This is a genomic window from Streptomyces sp. NPDC026394 (genome assembly GCF_055567735.1).
In genome coordinates this window covers 180,454-205,516 of sequence record NZ_JBVHPX010000001.1, presented here as the reverse complement: position 1 = coordinate 205,516, position 25,063 = coordinate 180,454, and the positions used below count along the sequence as shown (strand labels likewise).

Here is a 25,063-nt window from a genome sequence, read left to right as displayed (position 1 = left end):
GAGTCGCCCGTCCCAACACCGGGCAAACGCTCCCGGGGCCGCTACTCCTGGCCGGCCGCGCCGAGGGTCAGCGGGGCGGTCTGCTCCTTGCCGTCGCGCCGCAGGGTCAGCGTGAGCCGGTCGCCCGGCCGGTGGCTGCGGATCTTGATGATCAGCTCCTCGCCGCTGTGCACGGGCTGCCCGTCCACCTTGGTGATCACGTCCCGCGGCTTGATGCCCGCCTTGGCCCCCGGGCCGCCGGGCGTGACGGGGACACCGCCGTCCTTGCTCTGGGAACTGACCCGCGCGCCGTCGCCCGCGTACTCCATCTCCAGCGTGACGCCGATCACCGGGTGCAGGACCTTGCCCTTGTTGATCAACTGCTCGGCCACCCACTTGCCCTGGTTGATCGGTATGGCGAAGCCCAGGCCGATGCTGCCGCCCTGGCCGCCGCCGTCCAGGCCGCCGCCCGAGCTGTCGGCCGCCCGGATGGCGCTGTTGATGCCGATCACCCGGGCCCGGGAGTCGACGAGCGGGCCGCCGGAGTTGCCCGGGTTGATCGGGGCGTCGGTCTGCAGGGCGTCCACGTACGAGATGTCGCTGCCGTCGCCCTTCTTGCCGCCCGCCGTGATGGGCCGCTGCTTGGCGCTGATGATGCCCGCGGTGACGGTGTTGGCGAGGTCGTACGGTGCGCCGATCGCCACGACCGGGTCACCGACCCGGACCGAGTCGGAGTCGCCGAGCGCCAGCGGCCGCAGCCCGGAGACGCCCTGGACCTGCACGACGGCCAGGTCGTAGCCGCCGTCCCGGCCGATGACCTTGGCCCTGGCCGTCTGGCCGCCGCTGAAGGAGACCGATATCTCCCCGCCGGTGCCGGCCGGCTCGACGACATGGTTGTTGGTGAGGATGTGGCCCTGCTTGTCGAGGACGAAGCCGGTGCCGGTGCCCTGCTCGCTGTTGCCGCGTACGTGCAGGGTGACCACGCTCGGCAGCGCCGCCTGGGCGATACCGGCGACGCTGTCCGGCTTGCGGCCGCCCCGGTCGCCGGTGTCCTGCGGCAGCTCGATGCTGCCGAGGCCGCCGTTGCGTTCGATGTACGCGCCGACGCCGCCGCCGACACCGCCCGCCACCAGCGCCAGGATCACCGCGCCCGCGGCCAGCGCGCCGCGGCGGTTGCGCCGGGGGGCCGGTGGCGGCGGGGGTGGCGTGCCCAGGGGCATCGCCGCGCCGTGCTGCGGCGTCCGCCAGGGGTCGTACTGCTGCCAGTGCCCCTGCTGCTCGCTCTGCGGATGGGACGGGTGGGCGTGGTGGGTCTGCTGGGCCTGGGGGGCCTGGTGGGGCTGTCCGTCCACTGTCGCGCCCGGATGCGGCTCCGTGCCGCCAAGGCCGGGCGGCGGGGCGTGCGGGGGCTGCGGCGCGCCGTGCGCCTCGGGCGGAAGCGGGGCGCCGCCGGACGTGTCGTACGCCGCGGGCGGAAGCGGGGCGCGGCTCGACGTGTCGTGTGCCTCGGACGGAGCCTGCGGCGGCTGGGCAGCCGTCGGCGAGGGCTCGGCCTGCGGCATCGGTGCACGGGCGGCGGAGCCCTCGTGCGGCTGCGGGCCCGCGGGGGGCTGCGGCTGGGCCGGGGACGGCTGCTGGGGCGGCGGTACGGGTGCGCCGGTGCCGTACGCGGGCTGCTGTCCGGCAGGCGTCGGCTGTCCGGCAGAGGTCGGTTGTCCGGCAGGCGTCGGCGCCGGGCTCTGCGGCGCGGGGCCGGTGCCCTGCGGCGGAACGCCCGTGCCGTGCGCCGGGGTGGCCGTCGGACGCTGGACCGGCGGCGCGGGGGCCCAGGGCCCGGGGTCGCCGTACGGAGGTGTGCCGTACGGGTCCTGGGGGTGGAGGGGCTGTTGCCGCGGCGGCGCGGCGGGAGGGCCGACCGGCGGTGCGGGGGCGTGCCGTTCGGGGGCGTGCGGCGCGGGCGCCCGGGGTGCGGGAGTGGGCGCGCTCGGCCTGTGGGGCGCGCCGGTGCCCGCCGCCTGCCCGGTGTCCGGTGACGTACCCGGTGCGGCGTCGGCCTCCCCGGGCAGGGCTGTGAATTCCCGGGTGGCGGCGGCCGCTTCGGCGTCGGGTGCCGCGGGGCCGGGCGCGGCGGGCGCCTGTGCCGGCGGCTGCGCGGGCTGCTGCCCCGACCGGCTCCACCAGTTCCGCTTCGGCCCGGCGGCCGTCCCCTCGTCCATGGTCTCCGTGCTCCCCACCGATTCGCCCGCTGTGTCAGGCGGGCACCACCACCTCGCCGGAGGCCCGCCCCCGCGCGGGGGGAACGCCGTCCGGAGAGCGATTCAACCAGGTTCGCGCGGCCGTGCGCAGAGCCCGGTCAGCGCGGGGCGGGGTGATGGGCGGTCATCGCCTCCCGGGAGGCGGGACCGGACGGTACGGCGGGCCCGGCCAGGGGGCGTCCGGCGTCCGCCGAGGGCAGGTACGGGCCGACGACACGGGCGCCGGACAGCGGGGCGGACGCGCTGCCCCGCGCGGGGTGGTACGGCAGGAGCTGACCGGTCTGGAGCGTCAGCGCGGGCAGGGCGGACCGGCCGTCGGCCGGGAACGCGATCTCGGACAGCGGCAGCGTCGGCGCGGGGCGCGCGGCCGACGGCGCCGACGGGCCGGTCAGACCGAGCGAGCTGGGGGCCGGCTCCACGGTCGGGCCCGCGTCGGGGAGCGACCGCGCCCAGGGGTGGCTCGTCGCGTACAGCAGGGCCTCGCCGCGGGTCGTTCCGGGCGGGCCGACCGGTCCCGGGGTGGCGCTGAGCGGCGTCATCTGGCTGCCCGTACCGTTGCCGCGGCTGCTCGGGGTGTCGACCGCCGCCTCCAGCGGCAGGGCGCCGCCGAGCGCGAACGCCGCCAGGGACACCGCCCCGGCCGCCGCGAAGGCGAACCGGCGGCGCTGCGGCGCGGGCCGGTCCGGCTCGTGGATACGGAAGCCGCGCGAGCGCGGCTGGCGGGGCACCGCGCCGACGGCACGGCTGCCGGACGGTACGTACCGGAACGAGCCGCCGCGCGCCTCGAAATCGCCGCCCTCGGTGAAGTCACCGCCGAAGGCGCCGCTGCCGAAGCGCCCGGGGCCCAGCCGACTTCCGGAGCCGTCGGCATCACCTCCGGGCAGCCCCTGGAGGCGCGCCAGCAGCCCCTCGGAGGGACCGGGGGGCGCCGTCTCGGCGAAGACGTTCTTCAGCTTCCGCTGGTCGTCGGCCTCCGCCTTGCACTTTCCACACGTAGCGAGATGCGCGAGCACCCGCTCGCGCGCGTCATGCCCCAACTCCCCGTCGACCAGAGCCGCGAGGCGGTCGCCGAGATGATGCTCGGCGGGGGACGGACCGCCTGTACCGCTCACGCGATTCCGACCTCCCCTGTAGTGACCGAAGTGAGCGGCCGCCGGTCGCGCTCGCGTTCCTCGGCGCGCGCCGCCGGGGAGCGGTGCTTGAGCGCCTTGCGCAGGTGGGAGCGGCCGCGGTGGATCCGGCTGCGGACCGTGCCCAGCTTCACACCGAGGGTGGCGGCGATCTCCTCGTACGACAGGCCCTCGATGTCGCAGAGCACCACGGCGGCGCGGAACTCGGGCGCGAGGGTGTCCAGCGCCTGCTGCACATCGGCGTCGAAGTGGGTGTCGTTGAAATGCTGCTGCGGGGAGGGCTCGCGGCTGGGGAGCCGCTCGGCCGCGTCGTCGCCGAGGGCGTCGAAGCGGATGCGCTGGCGCCGGCGGACCATGTCCAGGAAGAGGTTGGTCGTGATGCGGTGCAGCCAGCCCTCGAAGGTGCCGGGGGTGTAGGTCGACAGCGAGCGGAAGACGCGGACGAACACCTCCTGCGTCAGGTCCTCGGCGTCGTGCTGGTTGCCGGTGAGGCGGTAGGCGAGACGGTAGACCCGCGCGCTGTGCGTGCTGACGATCTCCTCCCAGCTGGGCGGGGTCCAGGCCTGCGCATCCGCTTCGGCGGCGAACGTCGCTGTCGTAGCGGTGTCGAAGGCCCCTCCCCTACCCTTGAGGCCGTGGGAGCGGGAACGGTCAGCGGTGTCTGTCACGGATTTCGGCTCGGCGGCCGACCGCCTGAGACGCCTGCGCGCCCATCGGTCACCCGTCGCAGCCGCACCTCCCCTGGTGGCTCTGGTGGTGTCCAGTAGAGCCCCTACCATATCCACCTCGCCCGTTAGCTCCGGATAAGCAGATTTGACCTGCTTTTGGCCTGGCTTCGCGTCATCCCGCACATCTCGTTGGGTCTTCACCGATGCATCCCCCCTGCTGTGCTTCAACGCCCGGTCCCATCTGCGGGTTCCCGCACGCAGCGGATACAGTCACGGTTGCGTCAACTACGGGGACAGGAGAGGGCCATTACCGGCAACCGGCAGACGAGCTTGGCATTCGCCGAGGCGTACGGCGCCGGGACCATCGACGACGAGGCCGACGCCGCCCTGCACTGGTCCCGGGAGCGGGCGCGGGAGGCGGGCATCCGTGCGGTGTCCACCGGCACCGGCACCGCGTTGCGCCTGCTCGCCGCGACGGCCGACGCCAAGGCGGTCGCCGAGATCGGCACCGGCACGGGAGTGTCGGGCATCTACCTCCTGCACGGTATGCGTCCGGACGGCGTCCTGACGACGGTCGACCTGGAACCGGAGCGGCAGCAGTTCGCGAAGCAGGCGTTCCGGGAGGCGGGCTTCGCCGGCAACCGCGCGCGCTTCATCCCCGGCCGCGCCCTGGACGTCCTGCCCCGGCTCGCCGACGGCGGCTACGACCTCGTCTTCTGCGACGGCGACCGCATGGAGTGCCTGGACTATCTCGCTGAATCGTTGCGGCTGCTGCGCCCCGGCGGCCTGGTCTGCTTCGAGGGCGTCTTCGCCGACGGCCGTACGGTCGACTCGGCGGCCCAGCCCGCCGAGGTGCTGCGCCTGCGGGAACTGCTGCGCACCCTCCGCGAGACGGACGCGCTGGTCTCGTCCCTGCTGCCGGTGGGCGACGGCCTGCTGTGCGCCGTCAAGCGCGGCTGACCACGGACCGCGGCGCGCACGGCCCGGCCGCCGGAGCGGCGGCGCGACGGGGACCACTGTACGGACGCAAGGCCCGCCGCGGGTGCGGACCGGCCGCACGGGAACGAACACGGCCCCGGTGGGCGCCGCGCCTGCGCGCGGCGCCCACCGGGGCCCGGGTATTCGGCTGGGGGTCCAGGGGTCAGCCCCGGGAAACCGCAGCATCAGGGCGGCTGCCCTGTCAGACGGTGACCTTCTCCAGGGCCTCGCTCAAAGCCTTGGCCTCGTCGGGAGTCAGCTCGACGACGAGTCGACCGCCGCCTTCGAGCGGAACGCGCATGACGATGCCCCGCCCCTCCTTGGTCACCTCGAGCGGGCCGTCGCCCGTCCGCGGCTTCATGGCCGCCATGCTCGTTCCCCTTCCTGAAACCAGCTCACGCAGCCGACAACCCAGGTGTCACCGGCATCGAACACATTGCTTCCAGGCCATTATCCCGCATCGCACGACCCGATGACCAACATCGGGGAGCATCCCTTCGGCAACGCGCTCTCGCAAAACCACCCAATTCGGGGAGTGGGCTGCGATACTTCGCCCTCGTCCGGCGTCCGGTCCTCGCCGGTCGTTTGACGTACGTCACATGACGGGCACCGATGATCTCCGGCATCCTGAGCGCTGGCTGCCACTGCCCGGCAGCGCGAGCCGCTACGGAGGGACCCCTCACCATGGCCGACACCGTGCTCTACGACGTGACCGACGGCGTCGGGACGATCACGATCAACCGCCCCGACGCCATGAACGCGATGAACACGGAGGCCAAGGCCGCCCTGCGGGACATTCTGCGCGAGGCCGCCGCCGACCCGGCCGTACGGGCCGTCCTGCTGACCGCCACCGGACGCGCCTTCTGCGTGGGACAGGACCTCAAGGAGCACATCGGGCTGCTGGCCGAGGACCGCGCGACCGGCTCGGGGCAGACCATGAGCACGGTGCGCGAGCACTACAACCCCGTCGTCACGGCGCTCGCCGGGATGCCCAAGCCGGTGGTGGCCGGGGTCAACGGGGTGGCGGCGGGCGCCGGCGCCGGCTTCGCGCTGGCCGCGGACTACCGGGTCGTCGCCGACACCGCCTCCTTCAACACCTCCTTCGCGGGCGTGGCGCTCACCGCCGACTCCGGCATCTCCTGGACGCTGCCCCGCCTGATCGGCCACGGCCGCGCCGCCGACCTGCTGCTCTTCCCGCGCAGCATCTCCGCTCAGGAGGCGTACGAGCTGGGCATCGCGAACAAGGTCGTCCCGGCGGCGGAACTGGCGGCCGAGGCGGCGGCGGTGGCGCGCACGCTGGCCGAGGGGCCGACCGCCGCCTATGCCGCGATCAAGGAATCCCTCGCGTACGGGGCCGGGCACTCGCTCGTCGAGACGCTGGCCAAGGAAGAGGAACTGCAGACGCGGGCGGGCGCCTCGGAGGACCACCACATCGCGGTCGAGGCGTTCGTGAAGAAGGAGAAGCCGACGTTCCTGGGGCGCTGAGGCCGGCCCGGCCTAGGCCCGCGGCCCCGGCCCGGTCGCGCCTCACACCTCCGCCGCCGCCTCCACCGCGTCCCGCACATGGCAGTCCGCCAGATGGTCGTTGACCAGGCCGCACGCCTGCATCGTCGCGTACGCGGTCGTGGGACCGACGAAGCGGAAGCCGCGCTTCTTGAGGTCCTTGGCCAGCGCCGTGGACTCCGGGGTGACGGGCGCCACGTCGGACAGCGTGCGCGGGGTCCGGCGGGTGCCGCGCTCGGGCGCGTACGACCAGATCAGGCGGTCCAGCTCGCCCGGGGCCAGCTCGGCCGCGACCCGCGCGTTGGTGAGCACCGCGTTGATCTTCGCGCGGTTGCGGATGATGCGGGCGTCGGTGAGCAGCCGCTCGGCGTCCGCGTCGGTGAACCGGGCGACCGCCTCGATCCGGAAGTCCGCGAACGCGGCCCGGAAGCCCTCGCGGCGGCGCAGGATCGTGAGCCAGGACAGCCCGGACTGGAACGCCTCCAGGCTCATCCGCTCGAAGAGCGCGTCGTCGCCGTGGACCGGCCGGCCCCATTCGGTGTCGTGGTAGGTGCGGTAGTCGGCCATTTTCTCCGACTCCATGCCCCAGGGGCAGCGGGGCACCCCGTCCGGAGCCGTGCTCACTCCCGTCATGAGGCGGTCTTCCCCTCTTCCTCGCCCCCGGGGACCGGAGGCTCCGGTGCGGCCGGGCGTTCCCCGGGCCGCTTCCCGTCCCGGTCCCCGGAGCCGTCCTCCGGGCCGTCCTTGATCAGGTCCGGCGGGCCCATCGCCGCGGCGTGCGCGCCCGCGAGGGCCGCCTCCAGCTCGGCGATCCGCGCGTCCCGTTCGGCCAGCTCGGCACCGAGCCGGTCCAGCACGTCGTCGACGTCGTTCATCCGGTAGCCGCGCACCCCCACCGCCAGGCGTACCGCCTCCACGTCGGCGCGGGAGACGGGCCGGTCGGCGGGCAGCGGCTCGTACAGCCGGTCCGGGGCGGCCTCGCCGAGCCCGCCCGCGTCGCCGCCGCCGACCACGGCGAGCGTGACCGCGGCGACCACCACGACCATCGCGATCAGCAAGAACCAGAACACGACCATCTCCCCGAGCTATGTGTTGGCACTGATCGTGCCATGCGGGTGTGACCGTTAGGGTCGCTGCCGGACCAGGAAGAGGAGAAGCAATGCTGCGGCTGGGGAATCGAGAGTTCACCGAGCACGAGCCGGTGATCATGGCCATCGTGAACAGGACCCCGGACTCCTTCTACGACCAGGGAGCCACCTTCACGGACGAGCCCGCGCTCGCCCGGGTGGAGCAGGCGGTGGCCGAGGGTGCCGCGATCATCGACATCGGCGGGGTGAAGGCGGGCCCGGGCGAGGAGGTCAGCGCCGAGGAGGAGGCCCGGCGCACGGTCGGCTTCGTCGCCGAGGTGCGCAAGCGCTTCCCGGACGTGGTGATCAGCGTGGACACCTGGCGGCACGAGGTCGGCGAGGCGGTCTGCGAGGCCGGCGCCGACGTGCTCAACGACGCGTGGGGCGGGGTGGACCCGAAGCTGGCCGAGGTCGCGGCGCGCCACGGCGCCGGTCTGGTGTGCACCCACGCGGGTGGTGTGGAGCCGCGTACCCGCCCGCACCGGGTGGCGTACGAGGATGTGCTGGCGGACATCCTGAGGGTGACGCTGGGACTGGCCGAGCGGGCGGTGGAGCTGGGCGTACGGCGCGACGCGATCATGATCGACCCGGGGCACGACTTCGGGAAGAACACCCGGCACAGTCTGGAGGCGACGCGCCGGCTGGACGAGATGACGCACGCCGTGCCGCGGGACCTCGGCTTCCCCGGGGCGGGGGACACCCCGCTGCCGGTGCTGGTCTCGCTGTCGAACAAGGACTTCGTCGGCGAGACGCTGGACCGGCCGGTCAAGGAACGGCTCCTCGGGACGCTGGCCACGACCGCGGTCTCGGCGTGGCTGGGCGCTCAGGTCTACCGCGTCCACGAGGTCGCCGAGACGCGGCAGGTCCTGGACATGGTGGCCTCCATCGCGGGCCACCGGCCCCCGGCGGTCGCCCGCCGGGGACTCGCGTAGCGCGCTGCCGGGCAGCCGGCGCTACTTCCCGGTCTCCTTGGACACCAGCGCGACCGCCTCGTCCACGTCGTCGGTGACGTGGAAGAGCAGCAGGTCGTGCTCCGACGCCTTGCCCTGCGCGACCACCGTGTCACGCAGCCAGTCGACCAGGCCGCCCCAGTACTCCGTGCCGAAGAGCACGATCGGGAAGCGGGTGACCTTGCGCGTCTGGACGAGGGTCAGCGCCTCGAACAGCTCGTCGAGGGTGCCCATGCCGCCGGGCAGCACGACGAATCCCTGCGCGTACTTCACGAACATCGTCTTGCGGACGAAGAAGTAACGGAAGTTGACGCCGATGTCGACGTGCGGGTTCATGCCCTGTTCGAAGGGCAGCTCGATGCCCAGGCCGACGGAGACGCCCTTGGCCTCCCTGGCGCCCCGGTTGGCGGCCTCCATCACGCCGGGCCCGCCGCCGGTGATCACCGCGAAGCCGGCCTCCACCAGCGCCCGGCCGAGTTCGACGCCCGTCTCGTACTCGGGCGAGCCGACGGGCGTCCGGGCCGAGCCGAAGACGCTGATGGCGCTCGGCAGTTCGGCCAGTGCGCCGAAGCCCTCCACGAACTCCGACTGGATGCGCATGACCCGCCAGGGGTCGGTGTGCACCCAGTCCGTGTCGCCTTCGGCGGTGTCCAGCAGCCGCTGGTCCGTGGTGCCCTTCTGCACCTGCTCGCGTCGGCGCACCACGGGTCCCAGGCGCTGTTCCTCCCACGCCCGCTCTTCCTCGGGGCTGGCCATATCGTGCTCCCTCCGCTGCCGGTCGGTGTCCGGCAAGGGTAGATCGGCGCAGGTGACGGGCAGGGCAATTCCGGATGCCGGGACACCGGTGGGGCACGTGGGGCCGGTGGGTTACGCGGTGAGCCAGGACCGCAGGCGCTCCTCGCAGTGCAGAATCCGCTCGACGGCGACCCGTTCGTCCTTCTTGTGCGCCAGTACGGGGTCGCCGGGCCCGTAATTCACCGCGGGCACGCCCAGGGCGCTGAAGCGCGAGACGTCCGTCCAGCCGAACTTGGGCTTGGCGACGCCGCCGACCGCCTTCATGAAGGCGGCGGCCGCGGGGTGCGACAGGCCCGGCAGCGCGCCCGGCGAGTGGTCGTCGACGATCATCTCGGCGACGCCGCAGTCCGCGAAGACCTCACGGACGTGGTCGAGCGCTTCCTGCTCGCTGCGGTCGGGCGCGTAGCGGAAGTTCACGGCGACGGTGCAGGCGTCGGGGATGACGTTGCCCGCCACGCCGCCCTCGATCCGTACGGCGTTCAGGCCCTCGCGGTATTCGAGACCGTCGATGACGGCCCGGCGCGGCTCGTAGGACGCCAGGCGGGCGAGGATCGGCGCCGCCGCGTGGACGGCGTTGCTGCCCATCCAGCTACGCGCCGAGTGGGCCCGCTCGCCCTCGGTGCGCAGCAGCACCCGCAGCGTGCCCTGGCAGCCGCCCTCGACCTCGGTGTTCGAGGACTCCAGCAGGACGGCGAAGTCGCCCTCCAGCCAGTCCGGGTGCTCCGCGGCCAGCCGCCCGAGTCCGTTGAACTCGGCGGCGATCTCCTCCATGTCGTAGAAGATGAAGGTCAGGTCGCGGTTGGGCGCGGGGACGGTGGCGGCGATGCGCAACTGCACGGCGACGCCGGACTTCATGTCGGTGGTGCCGCAGCCCCACAGGACGCCGTTCTCGTCGAGCCGGGACGGCACGTTGTCCGCGATCGGCACGGTGTCCAGGTGGCCGGCCAGCACGACCCGCTCGGCGTGGCCCTGGTGCGTGCGCGCGACGATGCAGTTGCCGTCGCGCTCCACCGTCAGGTGGGGGAGCGCACGCAGCGCGTTCTCGACGGCGTCCGCGATGGCCTTCTCGTCCCGGCTGACGGAGGGGATGTCGACGAGCTGAGCGGTGAGCTCGGCCGCGTCGCGGGAGAGGTCCAGTGCGGGGGTCTGCGTAGCGGTCTCCATGCGTCCGACCCTACCGGCGCCCCTCCAGTACCGTTGGCTGCGTGCCTCCCCAGTCCTCCGCCCCCTCCCGCGGCACCCGCGGCAAGCGCCTCCTGCGGGCCGGCGCGGCCTTCGCCGTGCTCGTCGGACTGGGCGTGTATCTCGTCGTGCAGTACGTGACCGGCGGCCCGGGTGCGCCGCGCTGCTCGGTGCGGGCCGCGGACGGCGGGCAGCCGTACGAGATCTCGCCGGAGCAGGCCGCGAACGCCGCGACCATCTCGGCCGTCGGCTCCGCGCGCGGGCTGCCGCAGCGGGCCGTGACGATCGCGCTGGCGACCGCCATGCAGGAGTCGGGGCTGCGCAACATCGGCTTCGGTGACCGCGATTCGGTCGGCCTGTTCCAGCAGCGCCCGTCCCAGGACTGGGGCACGGTCGAGCAGATCATGGACCCGGTCTACTCGGCCGGGGAGTTCTACACGCACCTGGTCAAGGTGCCGGGCTACTCGCGGCTGCCGCTGACGGTGGCCGCGCAGAAGGTGCAGCGCAGCGGCTTCCCGCAGGCGTACGCCAAGCACGAGCCGGACGCCGCGCTGCTGACCGGCGCCCTGACCGGGCGCGACGGCGCGGCGATGACATGTTCGGTGAACCGTCCGGCGGACCGGAAGCGGCCGGGCGGTACGGACGAGGTGCGCAAGAAGCTGGTGCGCGAGTTCGGGCCCGACGTCCTGCCGCACACGGACGGGACGGCTCCCGGCGGCGCGGACGGCGGCAAGGACGGCGGCCGGGTGCTGACGGTGCCCGCGCGGCCGGCCTCCCACGGTGACGCCGCGGATTCCGGGGTCTCCGGGGCCGCGGCGGGCGCGGGGCAGGCCGGCGGCGCGCCGGCGGCCGGTCCGGGGACGGAGCGCCGCGGCTGGGAGCTGGCCACCTGGGCGATGGCCCACTCCGGGGCATTGGGCATCGAGCAGATTTCCTACGCCGGGAAGATGTGGTCGGCGGCCGATTCCGGGAAGGGCTGGCAGAAGGCGACCGGCGCGGCGGCGCGGGCTTCCGGTACGGACGTACGGATCGTCACCGCGAAGTGAGCCCGGAGGCGGCTGCCGGAGCGGGTGGCACCGGGGAGCGGCCGCCGGAACGGCCGTGCGCCGGGCGGTGGCGCCGGCCCCGGTGACACGGTCGTCGTCGGCCCCGGTGACGCTGCCGTGCGGCCGGGGCGCCGGGCGGCCGTACCGGCCTCTGGGGACGCGCTCGCGCGACCGCCGCCGGAGCCCCCGCGCGGCGCCGCTCCTCACCCGTACGGCCGTCACGCCGTCAGCCTCGTGCGCACCGCGCAGCCGTCCGGCCGGTCCCTCGGCCGAGTTAACGTCGTCAACCCCGGGCAGCGGCGCCGCCTCACCGTCGCCGGGGTCACTCGAACGGCGTGGGTCCCGCCCGGAGACTGAGGCGTGACGTTTCAGCACCATACTGCGCACGGCGCAGTTTGCCCGGTTTCCTCCGGAGCAGATTATGTGACCCCCCACTGATTCTTTACCGGCCGTGCCGCAACCTTCCCGGGCCTGACGCGGTAGTCACGTCGTGCGTCCGGCAGCCACCGCGCCCCGCCGGCGGACACGGCACGTCTGTCAGAAGAACCAGTCCCTCTCCGTAAAAGGAGCACCATGTCCCTCCCCCTCTCGCGTCGGATCGCCCGAGCCGCGCTGCTGGTCGCAGCCGGCGCAGCCCCCGTGGTCGGTGCGGGCTCCGCGAGCGCCGTGGAACTGCCGAACTCCTCCGACCTGGGCGGACTGAGCGCAGTGGACACCGCGAGCCTCGCCGACACCGCCGACGGCGCGGTCCAGGGTGCCGGCGACCTCGCCGGCGAAACCGGCGCGAACGCCACCGAAGCCGGCAGCAAGGTTGTCCGCAAGGCCGTCCCGGCCCTGAGCAAGACCGCCGGCAAGACCGCGGGCAAGACGCTCGGGGAGACCGCGCCGGCCGCGAAGCAGGCCGCCGGCAACGCCGCCAGCGACACCGCGGACAGCGCGGGGGACATCCTCACCGACACCCTCCACACCGCCACCGAGGACGGCCTGCCGACCGACGGCCTGACCGACGCGCTGCCGGGCGACGGGCTGTCCACCGACGGGCTGACCGACTCGCTGTCCACCGACGGACTGGCCCAGGCGGTCGGCGACAGCGGCCTGGCCTCGGACCTGCTGCCGACGAACGGGCTGCCCATCAGCTGACGGAGTGCCGCACAGCGAAGCCCGGAGCGGACGCCTGAGGTACGGCGTCCGCTCCGGGCTCGTCGCGTCTGCGGCCGCCGCGCCGGGCGTGCGGGTCGGGCCACTGCCCCGGCGTGCGGCTGGGGGCTACTGCGCCAGGCGCCGTACGGCCTCGTCCACCCGCTCGTCGGTGGCGGTGAAGGCGACCCGTACGAAGCGCTCCCCCGCACTCCCGTAGAAGTCGCCCGGCGCGACCAGGATGCCGCGCTTGGCGAGGTCGCCGACGGTGTCCCAGCACGACTCGTCACGCGTCGCCCACAGGTAGAGCGACGCCTCGCTGTGCTCGACGCGGAAGCCGGCGGCCTCCAGAGCCTCGCGCAGGGCCGTACGGCGGCGCGCGTAGCGCTCGCGCTGCTCGCCGACGTGCTCGGTGTCGCCGAGCGCCGCGACGGTCGCGGCCTGCACCGGCGCGGGGATCATCATGCCGCCGTGCTTGCGGATCAGCAGCAGCTCGCCGAGGACGGCGGCGTCGCCCACGAGGAACGCGGCGCGGTAGCCGGCCAGGTTGGACCGCTTGGACAGCGAGTGGACGGCCACGATGCCGTCGTACGAGCCGCCGCACACGTCCGGGTGCAGGACGGAGACCGGGTCGGCCTCCCAGCCCAGTTCGATGTAGCACTCGTCGCTGAAGAGCAGGACGCCGTGCTCGCGCGCCCAGGCGACCGTACGGCGCAGCTCGTCGGCGCTCAGCACGCGGCCCGTCGGGTTGGACGGCGAGTTCAGCCACAGCAGCTCGAGGCCGGTGGGGTCCAGCTCCCAGGGGTCGTCGTAGACGACCGGTTCGGCGCCCGCCAGGCGCGCGCCGACCTCGTAGGTCGGGTAGGCCAGGCGCGGGTACGCGACGCGGTCGCCGGCGCCCAGGCCGAGCTGGGTCGGCAGCCAGGCGACCAGTTCCTTGGAGCCGACGACCGGCAGCACGTTGGTGTGGTCCAGGCCGGTGGCGCCCAGGCGCTCCCCGGCCCAGCCGGTGATCGCGTCACGCAGGGCGGCGGTGCCCCACACCGTGGGGTAGCCGGGGCTGTCGGCGGCGTCCGTGAGGGCTGTGCGCACGAGCGCGGGCACGGGGTCGACCGGAGTGCCGACGGACAGGTCCACGATGCCGTCGGCATACGCGGCCGCCGTGGTCTTGTACGGCTCCAGCCGGTCCCAGGGGAAGACCGGAAGACGGGACGAAACGGTGCCCACGTTGCTCTCTTTCCTCACGTTCCTCTGGCCGCACAGGTCGGGAAACGCCTCGGCCCCGTGCGGCGTCGGCTGCCCGATCTCAGGTGACGGGGAGGCCGGCCGTACGGGACCGGGGCGGCGCCATGCGGCCGCTCAGCCGTTCTGCGGCGGCAGCGCTGCGATGAAGGGGTGGTCGCGCTCGATCAGGCCCAGCTTGCTGGCACCACCGGGCGAACCGAGCTCGTCGAAGAACTCGACGTTCGCCTTGTAGTAGTCCTTCCACTCCTCCGGGGTGTCGTCCTCGTAGAAGATCGCCTCGACCGGGCAGACCGGCTCGCAGGCGCCGCAGTCGACGCATTCGTCCGGGTGGATGTACAAGGACCGGGAGCCCTCGTAGATGCAGTCGACGGGGCACTCCTCGATGCATGCCTTGTCCTTGACGTCGACACAAGGCTGCGCGATGACGTAGGTCACGCTGTCGTTCCTCCTCGGTAGGGCTGGCGGACCGATTGGCAGTTCCGCCGCGGGGCGCGCGGGAGCGCGGCGTCGTCGATGCCCGCACCTAGTATCTCCGTTCCCGGGCACGAGACGAACAAGAGGGGCGGGTAGAGCCGTGGAATTCACTACCGGCGGACGGCTGGAGGTCCACATCACCCGTGCTGACGTGGGCAAAAGGGTATCTGTCCGGCGCTTGAGCGGGGCCGGGGAGGGGGCCGCCAGGTTCACCGACACGGTCGGTGTTCTCACATCCTGGGACGGCGGTGTGCTGAGCATCACACGACGGAACGGAGAGACCGTCCGGATCCCCGAGACCACTCTGGTCGCCGGGAAGACGGTTCCGGCGGCGCCGGCCCGCCGCCGCTCCCCCGCGACGAGCACACCGGAACTGGACCGGGTGGCCGCCCGCGGCTGGCCGCCGGTGGAGAGCGCGTGGCTGGGCGAGTGGCAGTTGCGGGCCAGTGCCGGGTTCACCCGGCGGGCCAACTCGGTGGCGGCGTCGGGCGACCCGGGGCTGCCGCTGGACGCCGCGCTGGACCGGGTCCGCACCTGGTACGCGGAACGCTCACTGCCCGCGTACATACAGGTCAGTACGGGCGCCCAGGGCGCCGGGGAAGACCTGGCGGCCGCGCTGGACCGGCGCGGCTGGACGCGCGAGGTGACGGCGGAGCTGCGTACCGCCGCGCTGGCCCCCGTCGGCGACCTGGACGCGGACGTGTCCCGGGTGGCGCTCACCCGGGAGGCCGGACCGGCCTGGCTGCGCCGCTACCGGCGGTCCGGGGTGCCGGGGCCCGAGGTGCTCAAGGTGCTGCGGGGCGGCCCGTCCGTGTGGTTCGCGGGCGTTCCGGACGACGCGGGCGGCCTGGCCGCGATCGGACGGTGCGTGGTGGACGGGCGCTGGGCCGGGTTCGCGGCGGTCGAGGTCGGCCCGGAGCACCGGCGGCGCGGCCTGGCCTCGGCCGTGATGGCGGCGCTCGCCCGCAAAGCCCTGGACGAGGGCGCCTCGGCCGCGTACCTCCAGGTGGAGACGGACAACGACCGTGCCCGCGCGCTGTACGACGGGCTGGGCTTCGTCACCCACCACCACTACCACCACTGGCGCGCCTCCCAGGGAGGCCCGAGCTGAACGGGTACGAACCTCGTATGCACCCGGACCCGGACGGGGACGACACGTCCGCAGAGCGGCGCCGGCAGTTCGCCGAGGCCGCGCGCGACGAACGGCCGGACCTCGCCCGGCTGTGCCTGCTGATCGCGGCGGAGGCGGATCCCGCGCTGGACGAGGCGGCCCTGGACGCGGCGCAGATCGAACTGGACGCGCTGGCCGGGTGCCTGCCGTACGCCCCCACCGGCGGCCCGCGCCCCTGGGCCCGCAACGTCGCCGAACTGCTCGGCGCGCGCCTCGGGTTCCGCGGCACGCCCACCGACTACCGGCGGCTGGAGTCGTCGCTGCTGCACGAGGTGCTGCGGCGTCGGCGGGGTCTGCCGATCCTGCTGTCGGTGGTGTGGATCGAGGTCGCGCGCCGGGCGGGCGCTCCGGTGTACGGGGTGGCGCTGCCGGGCCACTTCGTCGTCGGTTTCGGCGACCCGCACGGCACGCACGTCCTCGCCGACCCCTTCGACGGCGGGCGGCTGCTGACCGACGAGGACGCGGGGGTGCTGGTCGCGGGCGCGACCGGCGCGCCGCTGACCGAGCAGATGCTCGCTCCGGCCGGCCCGCTGGAGATCGTGCTGCGCGTCCTGAACAACATCCGGGCGTGGGCGGCGGCCCGGCCGGAGCGCAGTGACGTGCAGCTGTGGGCGGTCGAGCTGTCCCTGCTGCTGCCCAGCCACCCGGCGCGGCTGCGTCACGACCACGCGCAACTGCTCGTGCAGCGCGGAGATTTCCTGGGCGGCGCGGCCGGGCTGGAGGAGTACGCGAAGGTGGTGGAGGAGATCGACCCGGCCACCGCCGCTGCGGTACGGCGTCAGGCGGCCGCGGCCCGCGCCATGCTCAACTGATCCGCCGTGGCCTGCCCTGTCCGCTCTGTCTGCCCTGTCCGCTCGGCGGCGGGCTGCTGTCCGGCGGTGTGCGGGCCGCGGCGCACGATCAGTACGGTCGCGTCGTCCTTCAGCTCACCGCCGGTGAACCGCTCCAGGTCGGCGCGGAGCGTGCGCGCCAGCTCGTCCGGCTCCAGGTGCGTCCAGCGGGCCAGCCGGTCGGCCAGCGGGTAGAACGCGCCGTCCGCGCCGCGGGCCTCGGTCACGCCGTCGGTGCACAGCACGATCCAGTCGTCCGCCACCGGTTCGACGGCCACGCTCTGCCGCGGCTCGTCGGTGAGCCGGCCGAGCCCCAGGGGCAGACCGCCTTCGCCGTCGTTGCGTTCGGTGACCTGGCCGTCCCGTACGAGGTAGTACGGGATGTGGCCGCAGGACAGCACCTTCGTACCGTCCTCGCCGCGTACTTCCAGCAGCAGGGCGGTGACGAACCGCTCCTGGCCGCCGCGCTCGGCGGAACGGGCGTTGTAGCGGGCCAGTGCCTGCTCCATCCGCTCGGCGACGGCTTCGAGGCTGTCCGTGTGGTACGCCGCCTCCCGGAAGGAGGCCAGCACCTCGTGCCCGGCGCCGATCGCGGGCATCCCCTTGCCCTGGACGTCGCCGATCATCAGCCGCAGTCCGTGCGGCGTCTCCACGGCTTCGTAGATGTCCCCGCCGACCCGGGCCCCTTCCTGGGCGGAGACATAGAACCCGTACGCCTCCAGCGGTCCGGCGGTCAGCGGCAGTTCGCGCAGCATCTCCCGCTGCACGGCGTCGGCGACCATGCTCGTACGGGCGTACAGCGCCTCCCGCTCCAGCCGGGTACGGCACAGCACCAGCGCGAACACCGCGACCAGCAGCGCCCCGAAGACCCCGACGACCTTGCTGGCCACCGACCAGTCCGGCACCAGCCGCACCTGGATGAACACCTGGCACAGCACGTACACGGCGGCCACCGCGGCCGTCCACCGGTAGCCGCAGCGCAGTGCGGCGATCAGCGGCGCGATGCCCATGAACAGGGCGAAGTGCAGTTGCGGGCCGGTCCCCGCGTCCGCCAGCGTGATGGCCAGGGTCGCGACGATCAGCGGCACCGCCACACCGCGGTCACGCGCCGGGGATCGCTGGAAAGTCGTCACACATTCCAGCGTGCTGGCGCCGTTCCGCCTCGCACAGGGTCGAAAGTCCTGGTGAGGCGGTTGCGGGGGTGAGACTGCTTACAGCGCGGACCGGCACCGGGCGGGGTTACAGCCAGCCCTTGGCGCCTGCCGTGCGGACGGCTTCGGCGCGGTTGCGGGCGCCCGTCTTCTGGATGGCGGTGGACAGGTAGTTGCGCACCGTGCCGTGCGAGAGGTGCAGGGCGGCGGCGATCTCCGCGTTGGTGGAGCCGTCCGCCGCCGCGCGCAGCACGTCGCACTCCCGGTCGGTGAGGGGGCTCGCCCCCTCGGACAGCGCGGCGGCGGCGAGCGCGGGGTCGATGACCTGGTCACCGCGGAGCACCCGCCGTACGGCGTCCGCCAGCTGCGCGGCCGGGGCGTCCTTGACCAGGAACGCGTCGGCGCCGGACTCCATGGCGCGGCGGAGGTAGCCGGGCCGTCCGAAGGTGGTGAGGATGACGACCTTCAGCGCCGGGAACTCGGCGCGCAGCAGCGCGGCGGCGTCCAGGCCGCTGAGGCCGGGCATCTCGATGTCGAGCAGCGCCACGTCCACGGACTGTTCCCGCACCGCGCCGATCACCTCGTCACCCCGCGCGGCCTGGGCCACGACCTCCATGTCGGGTTCCAGCCCCAGCAGCGCGGCCAGCGCTTCCCGGACCATGGACTGGTCCTCGGCGAGGAGGAGGCGCACTTTCTTCACGGGCTGCTCGCCGTGCGGGTCAGTCATGCGGCCACCCTAGCCAGGCCAGGGAAGGCGCAGGTCGGCGGGCGACGGCAGCGCGGGCGGCCGGTGCGGGCGGGGCGCAGGGCTCACATGTAGAAGCGCTTGTGCTGCGACGTCGGCTCGAAGGTCTGGCGGCAGCCGGAGCACCACCAGTGCCAGGTCTCCGGTGCCCGGCCCGAGTCGCTGGTGTCCTTCCACAGGCGGCGCCGGTCGCGGCAGGCCGGACAGCCGGGCGGGGCGAGGGGGCCGACGACGGCCCGCGGGTCGATGGGTGGCATGGCGCCAGCCTGCACAACCCGGAGGGCCGCTGCGCCGGTTCCCGCGCCGGGCCACTCCAACGGGCGGAGCGGGAGCGCGCGCCCGCGCGCCGGAGCCACCGGGGCGCACGGCCCTACGCCTCACGCCCCGACGGGCTCTGCTCCGCGGGCCGGGCGACGGCGCCGGGCACCGGCGGGCCGCCGAGCGGCACGTACGCGCGCAGGGCGAAGCCGCGGCCGCCCGGCGCCGCACCCGTCTCCAGGCGGCCGTCGGTCAGCGCCAGACGTTCCCGCAGCCCGCTCAGGCCGTTCCCGTCGTGGCTCCCGCCGCGCGGCGGTCCGGTGCCGTCGTCCACGACGGACAGGCACAGGTACCGCCGTTCGTCGGCCTCCCACTCCTCGGTGAGCAGCACCTCGCAGCGGCCCGCACCACTGTGCCGTACGACGTTGGTGACGGCTTCCCGCAGCGCCCAGGCCAGCGCGCCCTCCCCGTCCTCCGCGAGGCCCCGGTGCTCCTGTTCCACCGCCGGGTCGATGTCCGCCGTGATCGCCGCGGTGCGCAGCGCGGCGCGTGCCCCGGCCAGTTCGACGGTCAGGCGGGGGCGCCGGTAGCCGGTGACGGCCTCGCGTACGTCCACCAGTGCCTGGCGGCTGACCCGTTCGATGTCGGCGACCTGCTGGGCCGCGCCGGCCGGCTCGCCGGGCAGCATCCGGCCGGCCAGTTCGCTCTTGAGCGTGATCAGGGAGAGCGAGTGGCCGAGGAGGTCGTGCAGGTCGCGGGCGAGCCGCAGCCGCTCCTCGTTGGCGGCCAGCCGCGCGACCTCCTCCCGCGCCTCGCGCAGTTCTTTCGTCGTACGGATCAGATACTGCACGCCGACCATCGCGAAGCCGCTGAGCAGGCAGGGCAGGGCGTACGCGAAGAGGTAGGCGTGGATGTCCTCGTAGCGCAGGCCGACCAGTACGAGAGTGGCGGTCAGCGCGGGAATGGCCCATCGCGAGACGCCGAAGGGCTGGGTGACGGCCACCGCGACGCCCACGAAGGTGAAGAGCACCAGCCAGTTCGGCCCGAGGACCGAGGACAGCAGGACGGCGAGCGCGGCGATGACGGCCACGGCGGACCGGACCAGCGGGTTCTTCACGGGCCGGTGGGCCATGTGGCGGAAGAGCACGACGAAGTAGACGGCGACGAACGTCAGGAGACCGGCGCAGCCCAGCAGCTCGTGCGCCGGGGACATCCCGCCGTCGGCCAGGTCCCCGATCGGCCCCGCCAGGTACAGGAACCAGATGACGACCCAGGCGCTCTTCACCAGCGCCTGCCGACGGGTGCGGGGTGCCGATCCGATCAGCACCGGGTTGGGCTCGGTCTCCGCCGTCCTCATGCCGTACGCGTGTCCTTCCGGTAGAGCCAGCCCGCGCCGCCCGCGAAGACGAGCAGGTAGCCGACGAGGATGGCCAGGTCCTTGGCGTCCGGGGCGTGGCCGCCCTCGATGGCCGTGCCGAGCGCGGCGTACGCGTGGGTCGGCAGCCACTCGGCGATGTTCTGCACCCATTCCGGCAGGATCGTCAGCGGCATCCACAGCCCGCCGAGGAACGCCAGCACGAAGTAGATCATCATCGCGATCGGGCGGACCGCGTCGCCGCTGGCCAGGTAGCCGATGGCGACGCCGAGCGCGGCGAAGACGAAGCTGCCGAGCCAGGTGGCGACGAGGATGGCGATCCACTGCCAGGCTTCCAGGCGGACGCCCTTGACCGTCGCGGCGACGAGCATGACGAGCACGATGGACGGCAAGCTGACCGTCGCGGAGGCGCCCATCTTCGCGGCGACGTAGCCCCGTCCGGGCAGCGCGGTCAGCCGTAGCTGCCGTACCCAGCCCTTCTCGCGCTCCTTGGCGATCGCCTCGCTGTTGCCGATCAGGACGGCGGTCATCGCGCCGAACGCCGCCATGGCGACCATGAAGTACAGCGGCATGTCCAGGGTCATGCCCGGGATCGGTTTGCTGCCGGCGCCGCCCGCGATGATCAGGTAGAGCACCGGCGGGTAGATCACCGAGAAGAACATGAACTTCTTGTTCCGCAGGGAGCGGACGATCTCCAGCTTGATCAGGGTGGTCATCGTGCCGCCTCCTCGGCGGTCGCTGCGTCGGTGATGGCGATGAACGCCTGCTCCAGGCCGAGTCCGGCCACTTCCAGGTTGCGCGGGTACAGACCGAGGCCGTACGCGGCGTGCACCGTCGCGTCGGCGTCCCCGGACTGCATGCGCACGGTACGCCCGGACACCTCCAGGGAGGTCAGGTACGGCAGGCGGCGCAGCGCCTCGCGGTCGACCGGCCCGTCCAGGTCGAAGGTGATGCGGCGGGCGCCGGCCCGTGCCTTGATCTCGGCGGCGGTGCCGTCGGCCAGCACCCGGCCGCGGTGCAGCACGATCACGCGGTCCGCGATCTCGTCCGCCTCTTCGAGGTAGTGGGTGGCGAACAGCACCGTACGGCCCTGCCGGGCCTGCGCCCGCATGGTGCCCCAGAACGTCTGCCGGGAGGAGACGTCCATACCGGTGGTCGGCTCGTCCAGCACGATCAGGTCGTTGGCGCCGGCCGTGGCGAGCGCGAAGCGCACCCGCTGCTCCTGGCCGCCGGAGAGCTTGTCGACCATCCGGTCGGCGATCTCGGTGATGCCGGCGGCGTCCATGATCTGCTCGACCGGGTGGCCGCCCGGGTGCAGGTCACTGGCGAGCTTGACCAGCTCACGGACCTTCACGCCGGTCATCAGGCCGCCACTCTGGAGCATGGCCCCGACCTTGCCCTGCTCGATGGCGCGCTGCGGGCTGGTGCCGAAGAGCGACACGGTGCCGGCGTCGGCGGTGCGCAGGCCCAGGAGCAGGTCGAGGGCGGAGGACTTGCCGGCGCCGTTGGGGCCGAGGAGGGCGACGGTCTCGCCCGGGTGCAGCTCCAGGTCCAGGTCGGCCACCGCCCGTACGGCGCCGTAGTTCTTGCTGACTCCCCGGAAGCTGACCACGGGCGCCGGGCCCGCCCGTCGCCCGGCGGCCCGGTCTGTGGTGGTGGCTGTGCTCGTCATGGTTCCAGCCTCACAGTGAGGCGGGGGCCTGCGGCAGTGTCGCCTGTCGCAAGTACGGGATGACAGATGTCATGGGTGGTGTCCCTGGATCCGGCCCGGCGGCCCCGGAAACGGCTCCGGCCGCCCCGGAAACGGCCGTGGCGGGGTCAGCCGGGCACGCTCATGCGCTGTGTGCCGACGACCGACAGCAGCCGCAGTGCCTCCGCCGACGGCGAGCCGGGCGCGGCGGTGTAGAGGAAGACGCGCTGGTCCCGGTCGGCGATGTCCAGGACGTCGCAGTCGACGCTGACGGGGCCGACCAGGGGGTGCTCGAAGGTCTTGCAGAGGGTGGGCCGGGCGGCCACGTCGTGGGCGGCCCAGAGCCGGGCGAACTCCTCGCTGCCGGCCAGCAGCTCCTCGACCAGGCCGGTCACCTCCGGGTCGTCGGGGTAGCGGGCCGCGGTGGCGCGCAGTTGCCGCGCCGCGGTCCGGGCGAACGCGTCCGCGTCGGAGACGCCGTACAACCGTCGGCCGTGCGGGTGCGGCCCCAGGAAGGCGCGCCGGACGAGGTTGCGGTCCCGGCGTGAGAGGGCGGAGAAGTCCTCCATCAGCGCGGCGGCCGGCTCGTTCCAGGCGATGACCTCGTACGTCGCCGAGACGACGAGCGCCGCGGCCTCCGGCAGCCGCCGCAGCAGGTCGACGATGCTCTGCCGTACCTCGCGGGACGGGCCCGGAGGGGGCCCGGGCGGGGCGCCGGCGAGGTGGTGGAGATGGTCGCGCTCGGCATCCGACAGGCGCAGCGCGCGGGCAAGCTGGGCCAGCACCTCACGGGACGGCTGCGGGCCGCGGGCCTGCTCCAGCCGCGTGTAGTACTCGGTCGAGATGAACGCCGACTGCGCCACCTCCTCGCGGCGCAGTCCCGGGGTGCGGCGGCGCGCTCCGGCGGGCAGCCCCACGTCGGCGGGGGTGATGCGCTCGCGCCTGCTGCGCAGGAAGTCGCCCAGTTCTCGTCGTACGCGTCGGTCCACCTCCCCAGTGTGCGCGGACGCCGGGCGGCCCAGCCAGGTACAGCCGGTGCCTGGCTGGGCCGGGCGGCCGGGCACAGGCTCGTCGGCATGAACGACCTGTCGACCACACCGACCACACCGACCCCGCCGATCACGCCGACCTCGCCGACTGCACAGGCCCCGTCCACCGCGCCCGCGGGCCTGCTCAGCGGCAAGGTCGCCTTCATCACCGGAGCCGGCCGCGGCATCGGCGCCGCCGCGGCACGGCTGTTCGCCCGGGAGGGGGCCCAGGTGCTTCTCGCGGCACGCACGGAAGCCCAGCTCAAGGCGGTGGCCGAAGAGATCGGGGCGGTCGGCGGGACCGCGGACCACGTGGTGTGCGACCTGGCCGACGCGGCGAGCGTCCGCGCCGCCGTCGACCGGGCCGTGCAGTTGTACGGACGGCTCGACGTGGCCTTCAACAACGGGGCCACGGGGCAGCCGCCCGGCCCGCTGGACGAGCTGCCGGAAGCCGGATTCGACCTCGTGAGCGCCGTCAACTTCAAGGGGCCGTGGCTGGCGATGACCGCCGAGGTCGCCGCCATCCGCGCCACCGCGGGTCGCGGGGCGATCGTCAACACCTCCAGCGTCGGCAGCCTTGCGGGCAACCCTCAACTGCCGGTCTACGGCGCGGCGAAGCGGGCGGTCAACAGTCTCACCGAGTCGGCGGCCGTCACGTACGGCCCTGAGGGCATCCGCGTCAACGCCGTCGCGCCCGGCACCACGCTCACCGAGATGCTGCACGCGTGGGACGAGCGGTCCCCCGGCACCATCGAGCAGCTCAACGCCCGCACCCCGCTGGGCCGCGCCGCCGACCCGGAAGAGATCGCCCAGGCCGCGGCCTGGCTGCTCAGCGACCGCGCCTCGTACGTGACCGGAACGGTTCTGCGGGTCGACGGCGGTATGTGCGCCTGAGCGACGGGTGCGGGTGCGGGCGCCGGCACGGGCGCCGGCACGGATGTGGGTGTGGGCGCCGGCGCGGCGCGGCGCGTTCAGCCCTTGCGCGCGCCGCAGAACTCGGCTTCCACGACCCCCACGTACGTGGCCGCGTCGCCCGTCCAGTCGCCGTTGATGTTGAACGTCAACTGGTGGCCGCCGTCCCGGGTGCCGACGACCCCGGACACGGAGCCGTTGGCGCGGCCCGTCTTGCCCACCACCGTCACCCCGCAGGAGAGGGTGACGGACTCGATGCCGAGCCCGTAGCGGTAGCCTGCGACCTCCGCGGGCACGGTGGTGAACATCGCGCGGGTCGCCGCGGGGCCGAGCAGTTGCCCCTTGGTCAGGGCCCGGAAGAAGGTGTTCAGGTCACCGGTGGTGGAGATCATGTCGCCTGCCGCACCGAGCCACGACATGTTCTGCTCGGTGGCGTCCACGACCGGCGCGTCGGGTTGCTTCTGCCGCAGCCGCGAGTAGGCGGTGGGGTGCGGCAGCGGCATCCGGGGGTCCAGGCCGGGGAACGAGGTCTCGCGCAGCCGCAGCGGGGCCAGGATGCGCCGCTCCGTCTCATGGGCGTAGGAGCGGCCCGTCGCCTTCTCGATGATCATGCCGACGAGGAGGTAGTTGGTGTTGCTGTACCGGGCCGCCTTGCCCGGAGCGCTGTGCGGGGGCCGTTTCAGGGCGAGAGCCACCAGGTCGGTGGGACGGTAGGTGTCGTAGCGGTGTCCGGGGAACGCGGGACCGGAGGAGCGGCGGGCGAACTCGGCGTCCTCGGAGTAGTTGGCGAGGCCGCTGGTGTGGTTCAGCAACTGGCGCAGCCGGACGGCGCGGCCGTCGTTGCCGTTGCCGCGCACGAGTCCGGGCAGCCACTTCTCGACGCTGTCGTCCAGGTCGAGCACGCCCTCTTCCGCCAGTTGGAGGAGGACGGTGGCGAGGAAGACCTTGGTGATGCTGGCGGCACGGAAGTGGTCGGCGCGGGTCCGTTCGCGGTGCGTGGACGTGTCCGCGTACCCGGCCGAGCCGGACCACCGGCCCCGCCCGTCCCGAATTTCGGCGACGACCCCGGGAAGGCCACCCTTCTCCACCACGTCCCGCAGCGCTTGTCGGATCGCCTGGTGGCGGCCGGTCCCGTGCTGGGGAGTTGCGGCCTCGGCGGCCGGACCGGTGGCGAGGACGGCCGTCACGGCCAGGGCCAGTGCCGTGGCGCGGGTGGCGGCCGGACGGTGGGAACGGTGGGAGGCGCTGCGCGCGGGGGCGGACCCGGCGGTGCGGGTCCGGCGGTCGGTTACGGAGATCATGCCCGGGACGCTATGGCGCGCCGCGGCCGCACAGTACCGACGAAAGTAAGGTCCGCGCTCTTGCCTTTGGGGATTGCAACGGGCGGGTTCCGACCGCCACGGCACAGCAGCGCCACGACGCCCTGATAGCCGC

At 73.7% G+C, this 25,063-nt stretch carries 26 protein-coding genes; 8 read left to right on the top strand and 18 right to left on the bottom strand.

All coding sequences use genetic code 11. From position 1 onward, the window contains the following. Positions 1-41: 41 nt before the first annotated feature. The 3 genes from ACZ4QV_RS00960 to sigE form a co-directional block, all read right to left on the bottom strand. Positions 42-2,195, bottom strand: coding sequence for a S1C family serine protease (locus ACZ4QV_RS00960; protein WP_467762448.1), 2,154 nt, complete (start codon positions 2,193-2,195; stop codon positions 42-44). Between the two features lie 137 nt (positions 2,196-2,332). Next, positions 2,333-3,346: an anti-sigma factor family protein gene (locus tag ACZ4QV_RS00955; RefSeq protein WP_467762447.1), complete on the bottom strand. Its 1,014-nt coding sequence runs from the start codon at positions 3,344-3,346 to the stop codon at positions 2,333-2,335. After that, positions 3,343-4,032 carry an RNA polymerase sigma factor SigE gene (gene sigE, locus ACZ4QV_RS00950; protein ID WP_030020300.1) on the bottom strand — a complete coding sequence of 230 codons (690 nt, stop codon included), beginning with the start codon at positions 4,030-4,032 and terminating at the stop codon, positions 3,343-3,345. The genes ACZ4QV_RS00955 and sigE overlap by 4 nt, the downstream gene beginning before the upstream one ends. Before the next feature lie 276 nt (positions 4,033-4,308). Here sigE and ACZ4QV_RS00945 point away from each other — a divergent pair, with 276 nt between their 5' ends. Next, positions 4,309-4,992, top strand: coding sequence for an O-methyltransferase (locus ACZ4QV_RS00945; protein ID WP_030020299.1), 684 nt, complete (start codon positions 4,309-4,311; stop codon positions 4,990-4,992). A 220-nt stretch (positions 4,993-5,212) separates the two neighbouring features. Here the strand turns inward: ACZ4QV_RS00945 and ACZ4QV_RS00940 are convergent, their stop codons facing one another. Next, positions 5,213-5,380, bottom strand: coding sequence for a DUF3117 domain-containing protein (locus ACZ4QV_RS00940; protein ID WP_125045128.1), 168 nt, complete (start codon positions 5,378-5,380; stop codon positions 5,213-5,215). A gap of 314 nt (positions 5,381-5,694) precedes the next feature. On the opposite strand from ACZ4QV_RS00940, the gene chcB reads away from it, so the two are divergent. Next, positions 5,695-6,495, top strand: coding sequence for a 2-cyclohexenylcarbonyl CoA isomerase (gene chcB, locus ACZ4QV_RS00935; RefSeq protein WP_361147006.1), 801 nt, complete (start codon positions 5,695-5,697; stop codon positions 6,493-6,495). Positions 6,496-6,537: 42 nt separating this feature from the next. Here the strand turns inward: chcB and ACZ4QV_RS00930 are convergent, their stop codons facing one another. Further along, positions 6,538-7,146, bottom strand: a complete 609-nt coding sequence (locus tag ACZ4QV_RS00930; RefSeq protein WP_361147009.1) for a DNA-3-methyladenine glycosylase I — start codon at positions 7,144-7,146, stop codon at positions 6,538-6,540. After that, positions 7,143-7,583: a DivIVA domain-containing protein gene (locus ACZ4QV_RS00925; RefSeq protein ID WP_361147012.1), complete on the bottom strand. Its 441-nt coding sequence runs from the start codon at positions 7,581-7,583 to the stop codon at positions 7,143-7,145. Before ACZ4QV_RS00925 ends, ACZ4QV_RS00930 begins: the two co-directional genes overlap by 4 nt. Positions 7,584-7,672: 89 nt before the next feature. Between ACZ4QV_RS00925 and folP the strand changes: the two genes are divergently transcribed. Next, on the top strand, positions 7,673-8,572 hold the full coding sequence (folP, locus tag ACZ4QV_RS00920; protein WP_361586475.1) for a dihydropteroate synthase: 900 nt from the start codon (positions 7,673-7,675) through the stop codon (positions 8,570-8,572). Between the two features lie 21 nt (positions 8,573-8,593). On the opposite strand, the gene ACZ4QV_RS00915 is transcribed toward folP, so the two are convergent. Beyond that, a complete protein-coding gene (locus ACZ4QV_RS00915) occupies positions 8,594-9,346 on the bottom strand; it encodes an LOG family protein (protein WP_361147018.1) in 753 nt (250 codons plus the stop codon). 111 nt (positions 9,347-9,457) lie between these two features. Beyond that, a complete protein-coding gene (gene dapE / locus ACZ4QV_RS00910; protein WP_361147020.1) occupies positions 9,458-10,549 on the bottom strand; it encodes a succinyl-diaminopimelate desuccinylase in 1,092 nt (363 codons plus the stop codon). A 41-nt stretch (positions 10,550-10,590) separates the two neighbouring features. Here dapE and ACZ4QV_RS00905 point away from each other — a divergent pair, with 41 nt between their 5' ends. Together ACZ4QV_RS00905 and ACZ4QV_RS00900 are read left to right on the top strand one after the other, a co-directional pair. Continuing rightward, complete coding sequence (locus ACZ4QV_RS00905; protein ID WP_467762446.1) at positions 10,591-11,613, top strand: VldE C-terminal domain-containing protein; 1,023 nt, start codon at positions 10,591-10,593, stop codon at positions 11,611-11,613. A gap of 573 nt (positions 11,614-12,186) precedes the next feature. After that, positions 12,187-12,753, top strand: coding sequence for an ATP-binding protein (locus ACZ4QV_RS00900; protein ID WP_361147026.1), 567 nt, complete (start codon positions 12,187-12,189; stop codon positions 12,751-12,753). A gap of 126 nt (positions 12,754-12,879) precedes the next feature. On the opposite strand, the gene dapC is transcribed toward ACZ4QV_RS00900, so the two are convergent. Together dapC and fdxA are read right to left on the bottom strand one after the other, a co-directional pair. Then, positions 12,880-13,977: a succinyldiaminopimelate transaminase gene (gene dapC, locus ACZ4QV_RS00895; protein ID WP_361586483.1), complete on the bottom strand. Its 1,098-nt coding sequence runs from the start codon at positions 13,975-13,977 to the stop codon at positions 12,880-12,882. A 132-nt stretch (positions 13,978-14,109) separates the two neighbouring features. Next, positions 14,110-14,430: a ferredoxin gene (fdxA, locus tag ACZ4QV_RS00890; protein ID WP_003985062.1), complete on the bottom strand. Its 321-nt coding sequence runs from the start codon at positions 14,428-14,430 to the stop codon at positions 14,110-14,112. Positions 14,431-14,569: 139 nt separating this feature from the next. Between fdxA and ACZ4QV_RS00885 the strand changes: the two genes are divergently transcribed. Then, positions 14,570-15,580, top strand: a complete 1,011-nt coding sequence (locus ACZ4QV_RS00885) for a GNAT family N-acetyltransferase (RefSeq protein WP_361586487.1) — start codon at positions 14,570-14,572, stop codon at positions 15,578-15,580. 17 nt (positions 15,581-15,597) lie between these two features. Then, complete coding sequence (locus ACZ4QV_RS00880) at positions 15,598-16,452, top strand: transglutaminase-like domain-containing protein (protein WP_361147035.1); 855 nt, start codon at positions 15,598-15,600, stop codon at positions 16,450-16,452. On the opposite strand, the gene ACZ4QV_RS00875 is transcribed toward ACZ4QV_RS00880, so the two are convergent. From ACZ4QV_RS00875 to ACZ4QV_RS00845, 7 genes are all read right to left on the bottom strand, one after another. Next, positions 16,419-17,603: a PP2C family protein-serine/threonine phosphatase gene (locus ACZ4QV_RS00875; protein ID WP_467762445.1), complete on the bottom strand. Its 1,185-nt coding sequence runs from the start codon at positions 17,601-17,603 to the stop codon at positions 16,419-16,421. The genes ACZ4QV_RS00880 and ACZ4QV_RS00875 overlap by 34 nt on opposite strands. A 106-nt stretch (positions 17,604-17,709) precedes the next feature. Continuing rightward, on the bottom strand, positions 17,710-18,348 hold the full coding sequence (locus tag ACZ4QV_RS00870; RefSeq protein ID WP_361147039.1) for a response regulator transcription factor: 639 nt from the start codon (positions 18,346-18,348) through the stop codon (positions 17,710-17,712). Between the two features lie 83 nt (positions 18,349-18,431). After that, positions 18,432-18,623 carry a hypothetical protein gene (locus ACZ4QV_RS00865; protein WP_361147042.1) on the bottom strand — a complete coding sequence of 64 codons (192 nt, stop codon included), beginning with the start codon at positions 18,621-18,623 and terminating at the stop codon, positions 18,432-18,434. A 113-nt stretch (positions 18,624-18,736) separates the two neighbouring features. After that, on the bottom strand, positions 18,737-19,981 hold the full coding sequence (locus ACZ4QV_RS00860; protein WP_361147044.1) for a sensor histidine kinase: 1,245 nt from the start codon (positions 19,979-19,981) through the stop codon (positions 18,737-18,739). Then, complete coding sequence (locus tag ACZ4QV_RS00855) at positions 19,978-20,715, bottom strand: ABC transporter permease (protein WP_361147047.1); 738 nt, start codon at positions 20,713-20,715, stop codon at positions 19,978-19,980. The genes ACZ4QV_RS00860 and ACZ4QV_RS00855 overlap by 4 nt, the downstream gene beginning before the upstream one ends. Continuing rightward, a complete protein-coding gene (locus tag ACZ4QV_RS00850) occupies positions 20,712-21,671 on the bottom strand; it encodes an ABC transporter ATP-binding protein (RefSeq protein WP_361147050.1) in 960 nt (319 codons plus the stop codon). Before ACZ4QV_RS00850 ends, ACZ4QV_RS00855 begins: the two co-directional genes overlap by 4 nt. 146 nt (positions 21,672-21,817) lie before the next feature. Continuing rightward, the gene (locus tag ACZ4QV_RS00845) at positions 21,818-22,678 is read right to left on the bottom strand and encodes a helix-turn-helix transcriptional regulator (protein WP_361147053.1); all 861 of its coding nucleotides are present in this window, start codon (positions 22,676-22,678) and stop codon (positions 21,818-21,820) included. Positions 22,679-22,765: 87 nt separating this feature from the next. Between ACZ4QV_RS00845 and ACZ4QV_RS00840 the strand changes: the two genes are divergently transcribed. Beyond that, entirely contained in the window at positions 22,766-23,611 is an 846-nt protein-coding gene (locus ACZ4QV_RS00840; protein WP_467762444.1) for an SDR family NAD(P)-dependent oxidoreductase, read from the top strand. A gap of 77 nt (positions 23,612-23,688) precedes the next feature. Here the strand turns inward: ACZ4QV_RS00840 and ACZ4QV_RS00835 are convergent, their stop codons facing one another. After that, positions 23,689-24,930: a serine hydrolase domain-containing protein gene (locus ACZ4QV_RS00835; RefSeq protein ID WP_467762443.1), complete on the bottom strand. Its 1,242-nt coding sequence runs from the start codon at positions 24,928-24,930 to the stop codon at positions 23,689-23,691. Positions 24,931-25,063: the final 133 nt, after the last annotated feature.